The organism is Pseudomonas idahonensis, from assembly GCF_037903935.1.
Taxonomy (GTDB): Bacteria; Pseudomonadota; Gammaproteobacteria; order Pseudomonadales; family Pseudomonadaceae; genus Aquipseudomonas; species Aquipseudomonas danubii.
Window position 1 is genome coordinate 6,272,570 of the sequence record NZ_CP149586.1, and the last position, 16,079, is coordinate 6,288,648.

The 16,079-nt window shown below is 64.1% G+C and carries 11 protein-coding genes; 1 reads left to right on the forward strand and 10 read right to left on the reverse strand.

Annotation, left to right across the window (positions count from 1 at the left end; all coding sequences use genetic code 11):
* Window position 1 precedes the first annotated feature (1 nt).
* From WIN67_RS28425 to WIN67_RS28460, 8 genes are all read right to left on the reverse strand, one after another.
* Entirely contained in the window at window positions 2-1,870 is a 1,869-nt protein-coding gene (locus WIN67_RS28425) for a hypothetical protein (protein WP_339070344.1), read from the reverse strand.
* Between the two features lie 129 nt (window positions 1,871-1,999).
* Entirely contained in the window at window positions 2,000-5,452 is a 3,453-nt protein-coding gene (locus tag WIN67_RS28430) for an alpha/beta fold hydrolase (protein WP_339070345.1), read from the reverse strand.
* 1,180 nt (window positions 5,453-6,632) lie between these two features.
* On the reverse strand, window positions 6,633-7,403 hold the full coding sequence (locus tag WIN67_RS28435; RefSeq protein ID WP_339070346.1) for an electron transfer flavoprotein subunit beta: 771 nt from the start codon (window positions 7,401-7,403) through the stop codon (window positions 6,633-6,635).
* Between the two features lie 9 nt (window positions 7,404-7,412).
* A complete protein-coding gene (locus tag WIN67_RS28440; protein WP_110594416.1) occupies window positions 7,413-8,633 on the reverse strand; it encodes an electron transfer flavoprotein subunit alpha/FixB family protein in 1,221 nt (406 codons plus the stop codon).
* Complete coding sequence (gene dgcB, locus WIN67_RS28445; RefSeq protein ID WP_339070347.1) at window positions 8,633-10,582, reverse strand: dimethylglycine demethylation protein DgcB; 1,950 nt, start codon at window positions 10,580-10,582, stop codon at window positions 8,633-8,635. The genes WIN67_RS28440 and dgcB overlap by 1 nt, the downstream gene beginning before the upstream one ends.
* A 147-nt stretch (window positions 10,583-10,729) precedes the next feature.
* The gene (dgcA, locus tag WIN67_RS28450) at window positions 10,730-12,790 is read right to left on the reverse strand and encodes a dimethylglycine demethylation protein DgcA (RefSeq protein ID WP_102881097.1); all 2,061 of its coding nucleotides are present in this window, start codon (window positions 12,788-12,790) and stop codon (window positions 10,730-10,732) included.
* Between the two features lie 15 nt (window positions 12,791-12,805).
* Window positions 12,806-13,336, reverse strand: a complete 531-nt coding sequence (locus WIN67_RS28455) for a 4-vinyl reductase (RefSeq protein ID WP_102881098.1) — start codon at window positions 13,334-13,336, stop codon at window positions 12,806-12,808.
* A gap of 161 nt (window positions 13,337-13,497) precedes the next feature.
* Window positions 13,498-14,475: a dipeptidase gene (locus WIN67_RS28460; RefSeq protein WP_102861999.1), complete on the reverse strand. Its 978-nt coding sequence runs from the start codon at window positions 14,473-14,475 to the stop codon at window positions 13,498-13,500.
* Window positions 14,476-14,711: 236 nt separating this feature from the next.
* Here WIN67_RS28460 and WIN67_RS28465 point away from each other — a divergent pair, with 236 nt between their 5' ends.
* A complete protein-coding gene (locus tag WIN67_RS28465) occupies window positions 14,712-15,113 on the forward strand; it encodes a lysozyme inhibitor LprI family protein (RefSeq protein ID WP_110594409.1) in 402 nt (133 codons plus the stop codon).
* Between the two features lie 107 nt (window positions 15,114-15,220).
* Here WIN67_RS28465 and WIN67_RS28470 read toward each other — a convergent pair whose 3' ends face one another.
* Both WIN67_RS28470 and WIN67_RS28475 read right to left on the reverse strand, forming a co-directional pair.
* The gene (locus WIN67_RS28470) at window positions 15,221-15,571 is read right to left on the reverse strand and encodes a hydroxyisourate hydrolase (RefSeq protein ID WP_102881100.1); all 351 of its coding nucleotides are present in this window, start codon (window positions 15,569-15,571) and stop codon (window positions 15,221-15,223) included.
* On the reverse strand, window positions 15,568-16,077 hold the full coding sequence (locus tag WIN67_RS28475; RefSeq protein ID WP_102881101.1) for a nucleoside deaminase: 510 nt from the start codon (window positions 16,075-16,077) through the stop codon (window positions 15,568-15,570). Before WIN67_RS28475 ends, WIN67_RS28470 begins: the two co-directional genes overlap by 4 nt.
* Between the last annotated feature and the right edge of the window lie 2 nt (window positions 16,078-16,079).

The window sequence follows — 16,079 nt, forward strand, 5'->3', positions numbered from 1 at the left end:
GTCACAGGGTCTTCATGTATTCGATCAACTGCCACTTCTGCTCTGCGGAAAGCTGCGTGCCGTACAGATGGCCGCTGTTGCTGTTGCCCTCCAGGTGGGTGTCGTACTTGAAGGAGCCCGGCCCCTGCACCGCCGCGCCACTGGTGATGAAACCGACCTTCTGCGGGTCATACACATCCGAGCCGGTGTAGAACACCTGGGGCCGCAATTCCGGAGCCTGCAACAGGTCCCAGAGGCTCGGCACCGAGCCGTTGTGCAGATAAGGCGCCCGCAGCCAGACACCGTCGGTGGGGGTGTTGCTGTAGCTCTGGGTCTTGCGATAGGCACCGAAATCGAAAGGCGGCTTCTTGAACCCATGGAAGGCTTGCACCAGGCCGGTGGTGAAGGAGTCCAGGCGGTGGGGATCGGTGCCCAGCGTCTGGATATTGGTCGTGACCTGGCCGGTGTCGGCCTTGCCGAAATCATGGCAACCGGCACAGTTGGCCTCCCACAGCGGCTTGCCCTGCGCCACCTTGGCCTGGTCGAGGGCGAACGGCCAGGCCGGCGGTTTGTGCCCCAGCAGCCAGTTGGTGACACGGTTGAAGCTCTCAGGCAGCACCGATTCCGGAGTCGCGCCCACCGCCATCGCCGCCGCGTAGTTGCGCTCGCGGATCTGGTTGTTGTTGCCGTCCCAGTGCAGGTACATCGATTCCCGCGGCTTCTGGTTCCAGATCTGCGGCAGGTCCACGGTGCCGATGGTGGAGTCGTTGGGGAAGCCGAACACCACCATCTTGGTCGGGTTGAAGGTGTCGGTGCGCCCTGGCCCTTGCTGCGGCCGCAGCTTCTGCCAGGCATAGGCCTGCTTCTGCTTGAGCAGCGCGCTCTTGGCCATGGGCATGATCAGGTAGCGGTTGTACAGGCGTTCGACAAAGCCCAGCTGGAACTTGGCGTTGATCGCGTTCATCAGCGCATCCACGGTGAATTTCGGATCGCTGGCGCAATCGTAGGCGAACCACTGGAAGGCCTGGAGCTGCATCAGGTTGGCCGGTGCGGTGGGCACCACCTGGGACACATCGCTGGCGCTGGCCCGGTAGGCACCGGTGTGGCACAGGGCGCAGTTGGGCTCCACCGTGGGGTAGCCGAGCTGCCGCTTGGCCATGCCCACCGGCAGGTCCCGGCCGTTCTCGTAGAGGAAGCCGAAGACCTCGTAACCGCCGGGGCGCGGGAGTTTTTCCGGGCACAGTTGCGGCAGCACGGCAAACAGGTAGTAAGGAATCCGCGCTTCGATCCCCAGGCCGATGGCGGCGTACTTGAAGTGATCCTCGTCGGAGGCTTCCGGCGGCTGGGGCACCTCGCGAATCATGTTGACCCACGTGGCATAACCGACCACCCCCAGGACCAGCAGCAGGACCAGGCTGCCCACGCGAAAGCTGTGGCGCTTCCAGCAGGCGGCCCAGTACTGGCGCCAGTCGTGCAGCCCGGCACAGAGCAGGGCCCAGGGCCGGTTGGCCGGGGCACTGCCCAGGTACAGCAGGATGCCGAGGATCAGGAACATGCTGAGGTCGCCCATCAGCATGGGCACGAACACCTGGGCCTGGTTGCTGGTATTGATCAGGTAGATCCAGAACGCCACGGCGATCAGCCGCGACAGCACGCACAGCCAGGAATGCACCACGAAGCGCGGCGCGTTACAGCCCGAAGGCATGTAGAACAGGCTGATGCCCACCAGCAGCATGCCGGTGTTTTCCAGCCAGGGGTCGGACAGCACCGGCGGCAGGCCGACCACCGCGGTCAGCAGCGCCGGGGCAAACAGCGCCGGCAGGGCGAACACCATGTTCATGGCGATGCCCAGCCAGATGAAGCGTTGGAACCAGCGGATATAAGCGTTCATATCAACCTTCCCTGCATCCATGTGTAGCGGCCGCCGCAGCCTGCACTTGGCCTCCAAGCGCGCTTGCTGCGGTGCCTGTTGCCTGATCTGGAGCGGGCCCGCGGCGATCTTGCCGCGGGCTGGCCTGGGTCAGCCCCGGGCGGTCTTTTCCAGGTGCGCCAGCATCAGCGGGTACACGTCGACCACCGCGTTCTTGCCGAAGATGCAGTCGATGTGTCCGTAACCCGGCACCACGTGGCGGCTGAACAACTCGGGGCCATGCAGTTGGCACAGGCGTTCATAGGTCTTCTGCGTGCTTAGCGGCAGGTAGCACTGGTTGTCGGCGCCACTGATAAAGCAGATGGGCAACTTCAGCCGATCGAAATGCGGCATGTAGACGTCACGCCCCTTGAAGTCCACCAGGTGCCCCTTGCGACAGATCAGTGCCAGATGCTCGAAGGTCTCGATGTTGGAGGCGCCGAACAGCTCGTGCAGGTTGTCGTGCAGGGTCTGGTTGAGGGTGTCATGGCGGTACAGCGAGGCGTACATGAAGGTGATGCGGTGGCACACCGGATTGGTGCAGTAACCCTGGGCCTCGATCCGCGCGTAGCCGTTGAGCGCCGTGTCGTAGAGGCGGTTGAACAGGCTTTCCTTGCTGTCGGCGTAGGCCGTCAGGGACTTGATGCCGATGGCGTCGAGCATGCCCGGCAGGTGCAATCCGGCCTTGATCCCGGTGGCGGTGGCCACCACGGTATCGGCGGCAATCTGCGAGCAGACCACCGAGCGCACGTCCTCCAGGCCCGCCAGCAGCGACATGAAGAAGGTCGTGGCGCCGTAGCAATGCACCACGCATTGCACGTCACGGGCCCCGGTCGCCTGCTTGATCTGGCCGATGGCGGCCTTGAAATCATAGGCCGCGATCTGGTCGCCATTGCATTCCCGCTTGCTCGCCGGCAACAGGATGCTGACCCGGAAATCCAGGAGCCAGACGTCATAGTCGTGCTTGCACAGGTACTCCAGCAGGTTGGTCTGGATGGTGTCGGTGGAGAAGATGTTGGAGCCCACGCCAAGCCCGTGCACCAGCATCACCGGGCCTTTGCTGCCGGCCTGGTAGCGGGTCAGGCGCAGCTGCACCCGGTCTTCGGTCTCGAAGAACTGCACCGTGGGCACTGGCGCATCCAGGGGCCGCTTGTTCCGCGGCGGCGCGTCGGGGTTGAAGTAGATGTCTCCGGCGAACACGCCGCCGTAGCTCTCCCAGAGAATCCCGGCGAAGAACTTGCCGAAGCGCGCCAGGGCCTCGATGCGCTCACGCTCGTTGCGCGCATTGAGCACCTTCATGGTGGTCATCTGCCTGGCGAAGTCCGCCGGCAGGATGTGCATCACCCCGGAGCCCAGCACCGGGCCGCTCTTGTCCTGGCCGCGGTACAGGGTCACGTACAGGGTGCTGGTGTCGGGCCAGATGTTCAGCACGCCGTGATCCTCGGGCACGGTCTTGAACGCGCTGAAGTAGTACTGGTTGCCGTCCTCGGCGGTCAGGCGCATGTCGTAGTTCATGTGGCGCACGCCCACCTGCTGCTGGAACTCCTCGAACAGGTTGAACACCCCGTGGCTGGCCACCAGGGGCTGAGCCGACAGCGCCGGAGCCTCCAGGGTGCCCACCAGGGTGGCGGCGTGCTCGGGCTCCTTGATCATCCGGTTGAGGTCGTTGGCCGTGATGGTCAGGGTGAACTCGATGGGAGAGTTCTGCGCCTCGCCGCGCTTGGCCGCCTCCTGATAGAGCGCCAGATCGGTGCCCTGGGGCTGGGTGAAGGCCGTGGAAAAATATCCCTTCATGGTCTCGGTGAACTGCACGCCCAGGGTCGGTGCCGGCACCGCCTTGCTGGGGGCCGAGGGCAGGCTGTAGTCAATCTTCCAGCCGCGATCCTCAGCCAGCAGGCGCATGTTGCGCTCGCTGACCGCCGAGATGGTCAGCAGCGGATTGACCGCCAGTGAAGTCGGAATCACCGCGCCGTCCGCCACATACAACCCGGGATAGACCTCGGTGCCGCTGGCGCCGCAAAACACCTGGCCTTTGTGGTTGACCACCCCCTGAGCGGCGTCTTCGCCCATGACGCAGCCGCCCAGCGGGTGCACCGAAACGATGCTGTGCTTGAGCAGCTTGGTCCAGATCGGGTTCTCCACCCAGACTCCGCCCAGCGCCTTGGTGCTCTGGTACAGGCGCTCGTTGCCAAGAATCACGTTGGGCTGCTGGCCAACGCCCGGCCAGTCGATGCGCAGTTGATCCTTGGCGTCCAGCAGCATGCGGCCGCGGCCATCGTCATGGCTCATGATCAGGTAGGTCTGCATGTTGTGCAGCGCACCGTAATAAGGCCCTCGCAGAAAGCTCTCGGCCTCGCGCTCCTTGTAGCCCAACTGAGCGCTGAGGCTGTTGTCGGTGGCCTTGCCCAGGGTCGCGGCAAACAGCGCCATGCTGGGCACCATGGCCCGGCCCAGGGCACCGGGAATCGACCCCTCCTCGATGACCATGCGGCTGCGCCAGTCGCCTTCGGTGCGCATGTCGATGATGGAGGTGATGCACGGCCCCACGGGTTTGAGCTCACTGGCCGAATGGGTGCCGAAGCCGATGCCGTTGATGGTCTGCTCACAGTTGTGGCCGAACCCGAGGATGTCGCCGTTACCGCTCATGTGCTCACCCAGCTGGTCCGAGGTGGACAGGCCCTTGGCCTTGGAGCGCAGGAGAATTTCCGTGGAACCCAGGGTGCCGGCACTGAGCACCACAATGTCGGCCTTGACGAACAGGGTCGGCGCCGAGAACTTCTCGCGACCGCTGTCCAGGTATTGGAAATGCACGATCCAGCCATCGCCCTCCCGCTCCAGGTAGCGCACTTCGGCCTGGCAGAAAATCTCGGCGCCATGATTGCTGGCGTCCGGCAGGTAATTCATCAAGGTGGTGTTCTTGGCCTTGTTGTTACAGCCCGAGACACAGTCGCCACAGTGGTTGCACGGCAGTTGCTCGACCCCGACATGGTTGAGGTTGTTGGGCAGCTTGGCGAAGGTCACGTTGATCGGCGGCTTGTAGAAGTGCGCACCCTGCTTGAGATACTCCGCGGACTTCTGGTTGGCCTGGAGCTTGGGCAAGGTCGGCGCCGAGTCGGGATAGGGATTGGGCTTGAGCATCTCCCGGGCCCGGGCATATCCCTCCTTGAGCAGGGTATCGCGATGCTCGCGCACCGCCCGGGGCCAGCGCGGGTCGTCGAAGACCCCGGGTTCGGGCTCCAGGGCGACGTTGGCATTGATCAGCGACGTGCCTCCCAGGCCGCAACCGACCACCACGTTCTGCTGGGCGTTGACGTGCAGATCGAAGAGCCCGGTGCGCGAACCGATGTGGCCGTCGGGGTCATGCACCTGCAGCTCTTCGGTGGCAGTAGCCAGGGTGTTGGGGTACTCGCCCGGCTGGATCTCCCGCCCTCGCTCCAGCAGGCAGACACGCCGACCGGCCCGGGACAATCGGGAAGCGGCGATGCCACCTCCGTAGCCGGAACCGATGACAACAACGTCGTAGTGTTCCTGGATCTCGCTGATGGGGGTCGCGATCCGAGTCATGGCGGGGTTCCTCTCAGGCTGATGGGGCAACTCTGTGGTCGCCTCTAATGGGTGCATCCGTCAGCGCGCAGGCAGCCGAACAGGCAGGCCTTGGCGCCTGAAACACAAGCAGTGAAGGGACAAAACGAAGGGCAGGGCTACAGACGTGCGCGCTGGTTGGCGGCACGGCGACGGGTACGTCTAGGGAGGGGGGCCCCGGTCGGATAAACCTGCGATAAACGACAATCCATTGCCTGCACTCCCTGAGCCGGATGTGGATAAGTTGCCGCTAAGTCCTTGTGGCATCAGTGAAGACAGGCCACCTATCACTGTCAAGAAAGCCATTAGAACTGTACGAAATTTGATCTATTGCCGTACACGCTATGGATTACAGGGGGTGCAGCCTTCCGCGAACATGTTATCCACACCTTGGCCCACAGCAACTGTGGGCAAATGAGCGAGGGTTGGGGATATTTCAGCAGGCAATGCCAAGAAAATCCGTGACTTATGGGAAAACAGCGGTTTTGCCGGCAATTGATCAATTATTGAACAAAGCTCTGAAAGGCACGTATTCAGAGGCCTGTAGAGGAAGGCGAACACCTTATCCACAGAACGGCCAACAGACTTTGGGGGCAACTGGGGTCAGAAGCATCAGCAACTGTGGAAAACCCCTGGAGGCCGCGAAATATCGAGGCTTTACCCGAATAATCGAGCCTGAACAGCGTATTTGGATGTTTTTTGATCAAACCATTCAAACTCAGGTTCTACGGGGCCTGCAGCGCTAAGCGAACATCTTATCCACAGAAGCGCCAACAGACTTTGGGGGCAAGTGCTGTGCAAAAGTCTCTTCGACTACTTCCCTGCCCTGGAAAAAAAGCCATGAAAATCGCCAGCTTAGACTGATCAAAATTCGAACAGACGGCTACAGGGCTTGTTCCACAAGGGCTTGAGCAAGGCGCGAACACCTTATCCACAGGTACGCACACAGGGATTGTGAGTAAACCCACCAGCCCCTTATCGGAGCTGGCTTGCCAGGGAACGACGATGCCCAGAGGTGAGCAAAACCCTAGCGGCCCCTTCGCCGACAAGCCGGCTCCTACGGCGGGTGCAGGCGCGATTTCCCTGGTAGGAGCTGGCTTGCCAGCGAACGGCGGTGCCCAGAGGTGGGTGCACGGCCCGAGGGCTGTGCATAAGCCTGAGCTCAGCGGACCACGCCCTCTTCGATGAGCAACTTGAGAATGGCCTCGGCGCCGGCCTCGGGGCTCACGCCCTTGAGCACTTGGCCGGTGCCGCCGCTGGCCTTGGCGGTGGCGGCCTTCATGCGATCCGCGCCGCTCTTGGCCTTGATCACTTTCAGGCGCTTGGGCCGCGGTTTGGCCGGTTGCAGGCTGGAGGCTGTGAATAACTCGTCTTCCACCACCACGACCTGATCGGCCTGCAACAGACCACGGCGCGCCGGGCCATAGGCGCTCTGACGCGGTTTCGGCGCGGCGTTATCCACAGTGGCGAGAAACGGCAGGCGCACCTTGAGCCGCCGCCGCTGGCCACGGGGCAAGGCTTGCAGGACATGGGCCACGCCATCGGCCAGGGATTCGACTTGCGCCAGTCCCACCACCAGCGGCCAGCCGAGGTTTTCCGCCAGCAAAAACGGCAGCATGCCGGAGCCTTCGCCGGTTTCTGCCTGGCTGCCGGTGAGCACCATCTGAGCGCCCGCGTCGCGCAGGTACTGGGTCAGGATCGGCAAAGCATCGGCGCCTGCCGGTTGCTCCAGCACGTGCAACTGGTCCAGGCCCATGCCCAGGTAAGCGCGCAGGGCCGGTTCGGCGACGTCGCCGGCATGCAGCACCTGCAGTTTGTCCCCCGCCAGTTGCAGGCCCAGTTCCACCGCACGGGCGTCTTGCTCGGCACGCCGTGGACGGCCGGAGGTCGGGTGAGCGCCTATCGATACCAGGCTGATCACAGTGCTGTTCATAACGTCCCCTTAAGCGGCATCGCGCTTGGCATCGTTGCGGTAAGCCGCTACCGCCGCGATCAAGGCCTTGAGAATTTCCGCGCTGTCGCCAATCACCGACAAGTCGGCGCGTTTGATCATGTCGCAGCCCGGGTCGAGGTTGATGGCCACCACCTTGTCGCAGGCGCCGATGCCCTGCAGGTGCTGGATCGCCCCGGAAATCCCCACCGCCACGTAGACCCGCGCGGTGACCCAGATGCCGCTGGCCCCCACTTGCCGATCCCGGGCCATGAAGCCGTCGTCCACCGCCACCCGCGAGGCGCCTTCGGTAGCACCCAGGGCCGCGGCGGTCTGGTGAAACAGTGGCCAGTCCTTGACCCCGTTGCCCCCGGAAAAGATGAATTCGGCCTCGGCCATGGGAATCGCCGCCGGGTCCACCGCCACCGCGCCCAGATCCTCGATCCGCGCCAGACTGCGGGCCACCGTTGTGGATAACTCCACCGGCAAGGCTTCGTGGCGGGTTTCGCTGACCGGCTCGGCGCATTCGGCGGCGGCCAGGATCAAGCGTGGCGCTGGCCGCGCCAGGTCCTGCAGCCCGGCACCGGCACGGCCGATGCACTGCCCGTCCTTGACCTGCCAGACCCGGGTCGCCGGGCGTTCGCCCAGGGCCGCGGCCAAACGCCGGCCCAGTTCGCCGCCACCGCTGCGGCTGTCGGGCAGCAGCCAGTGACGCGGGCTGAACTGGTTATCCACAGCCCGCAGGCCCTGCACCCGTTGTTCCGGTGCATAACCGTCGAACTCGCTGCCTTGCAGCACCAGCAGGCGGTCGACGCCGGCCGTGGCAAAGGCCGATTCCTTGTGCTCGCCAAACACCACCGCCAGCACCGCGCCGTCCTGGCCCGCCAACTGGCGGGCCAGGCCCAGCAGGTCGCGGTCGTGGCTGCTCAGGCGGCCGCCGACCATGTCCGGCACCACGCTGATGTAGAACGCCGGCTGCGCCACCTGATGCAGCGGCAACTGCACCTCGGCCGCGGCCGTGCGCTTGGCGCTACCGCCCTGCTGGGCGCCACTGCGGTCGATGCGCTTGAGGCCGTTGGGGCCGATAAAACCGATGCCATGGGGATTCTTGCGGATCAGGCCATTGGGCCCCATCCAGCTGTGTTGCGCCGGCTGCATGGCCGCGTGTAGCGGGTGCAGGCGGTTGCGGGCAATCCATTCGGCCCGGGGATCGCGGCGGATAATGTCGCTCATCAGTGCACCTCCGCAGGTTCGGGTTTCACCGACGCCGGCGCTTTGCCCGGGGCGGCGTCTTCGAGCAAGGCATCGGCCACCAGTTCGGCGATGTCCTTGATCATCGGCCGCGGCTCTACCACCCCTTCGAGCATGGCCGTGCACTGTGGACAACCCACGGCCACCAGCTCGGCGCCGGTCTCGCGGATGTCTTCCATGCGCATGTCGGGTATCCGTTGCTTGCCCGGAATGTCGGTGATCGGCGCCCCGCCGCCACCGCCGCAGCAACGGGAACGGAAGCCCGAGCGCTGCATTTCCTTGATCTCGATGCCCAGGGCCCGCAGTACGTCCCGAGGGGCTTGGTACTCGCCGTTGTAGCGGCCCAGGTAGCAAGGATCGTGATAGGTCACGCTGCTGCCTTTGTGCTGGCCCAGGTTCAGCGCACCGGCGCCGATCAGTTCGGCCAGGTAAGTGCTGTGGTGCTGCACCAGATAGTGGCCGTTGAAGGCGCCGTACTCGTTTTTCAGCACATGGAAACTGTGGGGATCGCAGGTGACGATGCGCTTGAAGCGGTACTTGGCCAGGGTCTGGATATTGCGCTTGGCCAACAGCTGGAAGGTTGCTTCGTCGCCCAGGCGCCGGGCCACATCGCCGCTGTCACGCTCTTCCAGGCCGAGCACGGCGAAGTCCACTTTGGCCGCTTTCAGCACTTTGACGAAGGCGCGCAGGGTGCGCTGGTTGCGCATGTCGAAGGCGCCGTCGCCGACCCAGAACAGCACATCGGTACTCTGCTTGTCGCTAAGCAGGGACAGGTTCAGGTCCGCCGCCCAGTTCATCCGTCCGCCCGGGTTGAAGCCGCCGGGGTTGTCGGTGGCGATGAGGTTTTCCAGGACCTCGGCGCCCTTGTTCGGCGTCGCGCCCTTCTCCAGGGTCAGATGGCGACGCATGTCGACGATGGCATCGACGTGCTCGATCATCATCGGGCATTCCTCGACGCAGGCCCGGCAGGTGGTGCAGGACCACAGGGTCTCGGCGTCCACCAGGCCGTTGACGATAGGCTGGTGCGGATGGCCGCCATGTTCGCCGATGGGCTTTCCTGGGTAAGGGCTACCAGCGAACTGCGCGTCGGTGCCACCAGCCAGGCCGACCACCATGTCCTGGATCAGCTTCTTCGGGTTCAGCGGCTGGCCGGCGGCGAAGGCCGGGCACGCCGCCTCGCACTTGCCGCACTGCACGCAGGCGTCGAAGCCCAGCAGCTGGTTCCAGGTGAAATCCTTGGGCTTTTCCACCCCCAAAGGCGCGCTCGGGTCTTCCAGGTCCAGGGGCTTAAGGCCCGTGGAACGGCCACCACCAAAGCGTTCCGCGCGACGGTGCCAGGCCAGGTGCAAGGCGCCAGCGAAGGCGTGCTTCATCGGCCCGCCCCAGGTCATGCCGAAGAACAGCTCGGACACGCCCCACAGCACACCGACCGCCAGAATCGTCGCCAGCAGCCAGCCACCGAAATGTTCGGGAAGGATGCCCGCCACCGGCAAGGTCACCACAAAGAAACTCACCGAGAACGCCAGCAGGCTTTTCGGCAGGCGCATCCACGGGCCCTTGGACAGGCGTTCCGGTGGGTTGCGCCGACGCTTGGCGACGAACAGCGCGCCGACGAACATCAGCGTGGTCGCCAGCAGCAAGGCGTAGCCGAGGATGCGGTTATGCAGACCAAAACCATGCACCAGGATCGCCAGCACCGCCGCCAGGACAAAGCCGCCCGCCGTGGCCACGTGGGTGTTGGCCATGTATTTGTCCCGGGCCACCACATGGTGCAGATCCACCATGTAGCGCTTGGGCATGGCCAGCAGCCCGCCGATCAGATCGACCTTGGAGGCTCGCCCCTGGCGCCACATGGCCACGCGCCGCAGCGCGCCGAGGACCGCGAGGCCGACGGCGGCGAACAACAGAATGGGAAGAAGGGTGTTCAACATGGTGGAGCTCCCAAAGACCGGGTCGGTCGTTGTAGCCGCTGCCGCAGGCTGCGCCCGGGCGGCACTGCGTCACAGGACAGATGCTCTTGAGGGCCCCGGAAGGCCCTTCGGGCCTTATCGCAGCCTGCGGCAGCGGCTACAGGTGGCTTAGAAATCCTTGCACAGGCGCAGTGCGTCGTAGATCGCAGCATGGGTGTTGCGCTGGGATACGCAGTCGCCGATGCGGAACAACAGGTAGCCCTCCCCCGTCTCGCTCAGGCACGGCTGCGGCTTGATCGCGAACAGCGCCTCGACGTCCATCTGGCCTTTGTTGCGCGAACCTTCCTTGAGCCCGTAGTAGAGCTCTTCGTCAGGACGCACGCCGTTTTCCACCACCACCTGATCCACCACCCGCTCTTCGCGGGCGCCGGTGTATTCGTTCTCCAGCACCGCCACCAGCTTGTCGCCCTCGCGGTAGACCTTCTCCAGGGTCAGGTCCCCGGTCATGATCACTTCCTTGGGGTACAGGCTGCGGTAGTAGGTAGGGAACGAGGTGCCGCCCACGGCGATGCCCGGCTTGATGTCGTCGGTGACGATCTCCACTTGCGAGCCCTTGTCGGCGATGAAGTCGGTGACCGACATGCCGGTGAACTCGCAGATGGTGTCGTACACCAGCACGTTCTTGCCCGGCGCCACCTTGCCGTCGAGGATGTCCCAGCTGCTGACCACCAACCCTTCGGCGGCGCCCCAGTGCTCGTTCTGCTCGATGAACGGATGGCCGCCCACGGCCAGCACCACCACGTCGGGGCGCAGGTCGAGGATGGTCGCGGTGTCCGCCGCGGTGCCCAGGCGCAGGTCGACTTTCAAGCGCGCCAGTTCCAGCTGATACCAGCGGGTAATGCCGGCGATCTGATCCCGTTGCGGGGCCTTGGAGGCGGTGGTGATCTGCCCGCCAATGGCGTCTTTTTTCTCGAACAGGGTCACGTCGTGGCCACGTTCGGCCGCCACGCGAGCGGCTTCCATACCGGCAGGGCCGGCGCCGACCACCACCACCTTGCGCTTGATGCCAGTGGTCTTCTCGATGATGTGCGGCACGCCCATGTATTCACGGGAGGTGGCGGCGTTCTGGATGCACAGCACGTCCAGGCCCTGGTACTGGCGGTCGATGCAATAGTTGGCACCGACGCACTGCTTGATCTGGTCGATCTGGCCCATCTTGATCTTGGCGATCAGGTGCGGGTCGGCCATGTGGGCGCGGGTCATGCCGACCATGTCGACGTAACCGCCTTCGAGAATCCGCGTGGCCTGGTTCGGGTCCTTGATGTTCTGTGCGTGCAGCACCGGGACCTTGACCACTTCCTTGATGCCCGCCGCCAGGTGCAGGAACGGCTCCGGCGGGAAGCTCATGTTGGGGATCACGTTGGCCAGGGTGTTGTGGGTGTCGCAGCCCGAGCCGACCACGCCGATGAAGTCCAGCATGCCGGTGTCGTCGTAATACTTGGCGATCTGCTTCATGTCCTCGTGGGACAGGCCGTCCGGGTGGAATTCGTCGCCACACAGGCGCATGCCGACACAGAAGTCGTCGCCCACTTCAGCGCGCACCGCCTTGAGTACTTCCAGGCCGAAGCGCATGCGTTTCTCGAAAGTGCCGCCCCATTCGTCGGTGCGCTTGTTGACCCGCGGGCTCCAGAACTGGTCGATCATGTGCTGGTGCACCGCCGACAGCTCGACGCCGTCCAGGCCGCCAGCCTTGGCCCGACGCGCAGCCTGGGCGTAGTTGCCGATCACCCGCCAGATCTCTTCCGGCTCGATGGTCTTGCAAGTGGCGCGGTGCACCGGCTCACGCACCCCGGACGGCGACATCAGGGTCGGCCAGTTGAAGCCGTCCCAACGCGAGCGGCGGCCCATGTGGGTAATCTGGATCATGATCTTGGCGCCATGCTTGTGCATGGCGTCGGCCAAGTTCTGGAAGTGCGGGATGATGCGGTCGGTGGACAGGTTCACCGAGCTCCACCATTCCTGGGGGCTGTCGATGGCCACCACCGAGGAACCACCGCAGATGGCCAGGCCGATGCCGCCCTTGGCCTTTTCTTCGTAGTACTTCACATACCGTTCAGTCGTCATGCCGCCGTCGGTGGCATAGACCTCAGCGTGGGCGGTGCTCAGCACACGGTTGCGGATGGTCAGTTTGCCGATCTGGATCGGCTGGAACATCGCTTCGAAAGCCATTTTTCTTAACTCCGCTTACAACGGTTTGACGACGAACAGGCCATCGTCGTGGCCTTCTTCGGAACCACCGTAAACCTGCTCTGCCACGGTGCGGATCTTGCTGCCACGGGCTTCCAGGATCTGGTCCATGGCACCGGCGAACCAGCCGGTGAACATGTAGTCCACCTTGCGCCCGACCTTGCCGTACACGTAGACGAACGCCGAGTGCTCGAGCTTGACGCTGGCGGTGCCTTTATCCAGGTCGATGTCCTGGATCTTGAACAGGCCCCAGCCGCGCTGGGACAGACGCTTCATGTAGTGCTCGAACACTGCGACGCCTTCCAGGCCGTGGCATTCGGCTTCTTTTTCGCACCAGTGCCAGGCGGACTTGTAGCCGGCCTTGTAGAGGATCTCGGCGTAGGCATCGGCGCCCAGGACTTCCTCGATGCCCATGTGGTTGTTGACGAAGAAATGCCGTGGCACGTAGAGCATCGGCAGGGCGTCGGAGGTCCAGACACCGGTTTCGCTGTCGACTTCGATAGGCAGTTGCGGGGCGATCTTGGCCATGTTTCAAAACTCCGGAATTCTGTGGATAAGTACGTCTGTAGCCGCTACCGCAGGCTGCGAAAAGGCTCCAAGAGCCTTCCGAGGGCCGCAAGAGCGCGTCTCCTTCGGAGCCGATCGCAGCCTGCGGCAGCGGCTACAGGAATGTGCTGTGGGGGGTGGCCTTATTCGCCCCAGACGTCCTTCAGGACGCTGACCCAGTTCTCGCCCATGATCTTGCGCACCACGCGCTCGCTGTGGCCGCGCTTGAGCAGGGTCTCGGTGAGGTTGGGGAACTCGCCCACGGTGCGGATGCCCAGGGGGTTGATGATCTTGCCGAAGTTGGTCAGGCGCCGGGCGTAGCCCTTGTCGTGGGTCAGGTACTCGAAGAAGTCCTGGCCGTGGCCCTGGGTGAAGTCGGTGCCGATGCCGATGGAATCCTCACCGACGATGTTCATGGTGTATTCGATGGCTTCGGCGTAATCGTCGATGGTCGAATCGATGCCCTTGGCCAGGAACGGCGCGAACATGGTCACGCCGACGAAACCGCCGTGGTCGGCGATGAATTTCAACTCGGCGTCGGACTTGTTGCGCGGGTGCTCCTTGAGCCCGGACGGCAGGCAGTGGGAGTAGCAGACCGGTTTCTTGGATTCGAGGATCACTTCCTCGCTGGTCTTGGAGCCGACGTGGGACAGGTCGCACATGACCCCGACGCGGTTCATCTCGGCGACGATCTCGCGGCCGAACCCCGAGAGCCCGCCATCACGCTCGTAGCAGCCGGTGCCCACCAGGTTCTGGGTGTTGTAGCACATCTGCACAATGCCCACGCCCAGCTGCTTGAACACCTCGACGTAGCCGATCTGGTCTTCGAAAGCGTGGGCATTCTGGAAGCCGAAGAGGATGCCGGTCTTGCCCACTTCCTTGGCCTTGCGGATATCCGCGGTGGTGCGCACCGGCATCACCAGGTCGCTGTTTTCGCGAATCAGTTTCTGGCTGGCGGCAATGTTGTTGACCGTGGCCTGAAACCCTTCCCAAACCGACACCGTGCAGTTGGCTGCGGTCAGGCCGCCCTTGCGCATGTCCTCGAACAGCTCGCGGTTCCACTTGGCAATGATCAGCCCGTCGATAACGATGCTGTCGGCGTGTAATTCGGCTGGGCTCATCAGGCTGTCCCCTTATTGGCGATTCCTGCGCCGAATCGTCTGCCGGCGCTTTGGGGTCAGCATATGCTTGAGGGCCGGGGCGCCCCGGTGCAAAAACGACAGGGGAATTGCCGAAAGCGTCAAGACCCGACAAAGGGCCGGATGTAGGGGCATGGCGCCCTCTGTTCTTTGCCTGGGGCTTGCGCCAGAATTCGCCGCTTCAACGAAAGCTTCACTGGATGAGGGGCAGTGCTGCAATGAAACCGATCTTCCTGGCCTTGATATTGATAGCCACCGGCGTACAGGCGGCCGAAGAGGCCGACAGCACGCCCTGCGACGGCGTGGAAAACGACGTGCAGACCCTGGAATGCGCGACCTACAACCGCACCACCGCCGAGCAGTTGCTGAGCGACAACGTGCAAAGCCTGCTGGAACGCCTGGGCACCCTGTACGGCAACGACAAGGCGCAACTGGCCGACATCAGCGCCAAGGTCAAGAACGCCCAGCAGCTGTGGCAGAAGCAGCGCGACGCCGACTGCGCGGTGGAATCCTTCCCGGCCAAGCCCGGAACCAAGGCCTACACCATCGCCACCAATGATTGCCTGGCACGGATGAGCGACGAGCGCTCGGAGTTCATCGAGTCCATCGCCCAGGAATGACCCGCCACCGGTAGGAGCGGGCTTGCCCGCGAAGCATGCCCGACCCCGCCCCGTGTCGCGGCGGGAAAAGCTTCGCGAGCAAGCTCGCTCCTACGCAGGTCATGGAGTCAGGCGCCGCCGCGAAAGCACGAGACACCCCAGGCCGTCAGCTTGAACGGCAGATGGTAGTGCTGGCGCGGATCATCCAGTCCGAAGCGATACACCAGCACATCGAGAAACGGCACTTGCGGTGACGCCTGGCCCTGGGCTCGATAGAACGCCGCCACGTCCAGCTCCACCTCGTAGACGCCCCGGTCGAAGCGGGCCGCCAGCTCGCTCAGCGGGGCCAGCAGGCCGTTGTCGGCAATCTGCCCTTCGCAGAGCCACTCCTCGCCCAGGCGGCGTACCCGAACCTGCATGCCTGCGGCCACCTTGCCGCTGGCGACATCCACCACATGGATGGACACTCCGCCGTTCATTTCCAGAACCCCACGTGAGCCTGGGCCGCTTCGTGTTCCAGCATCGGCCCCAGCACCGGGATCTGCCGCTGCCCCCGGGCAAAGACTTCACGGCATGGCAGGGAAAAGGTCGGATTTTCCGGGTGATCGCCGGTCAGTGCCAGCAAGGCGTGTTCGGACAGGGCGTAGACCACCCGACCAATCCCGGTCCAGTAGATGGCCCCGGCGCACATGCAGCAGGGCTCGGCGCTGGTGTACAGGGTGCACTGGGCCAGCTCCTCGGGGCCCAGGAGCCTTGCGGCCTTGGCGGCAGCGGCGAGTTCGGCGTGCTGGGTCGGGTCGCCTTCGGGGGGCATGGAGTTGTTGCCGGCACTGGCAATGATCTTGCCGTTGCGGTCCGCCACCAGGGCGGCGAACGGGTGGCGACCGCGGGCCTTGGCCTCTTCGGCCAGCTCAATGCTCTGGCGCAGCAGTTGCAGGTCCAGCTGGCTGACGCCGGCAGGGATGGGGGAAAGAATCTGGGTCATCT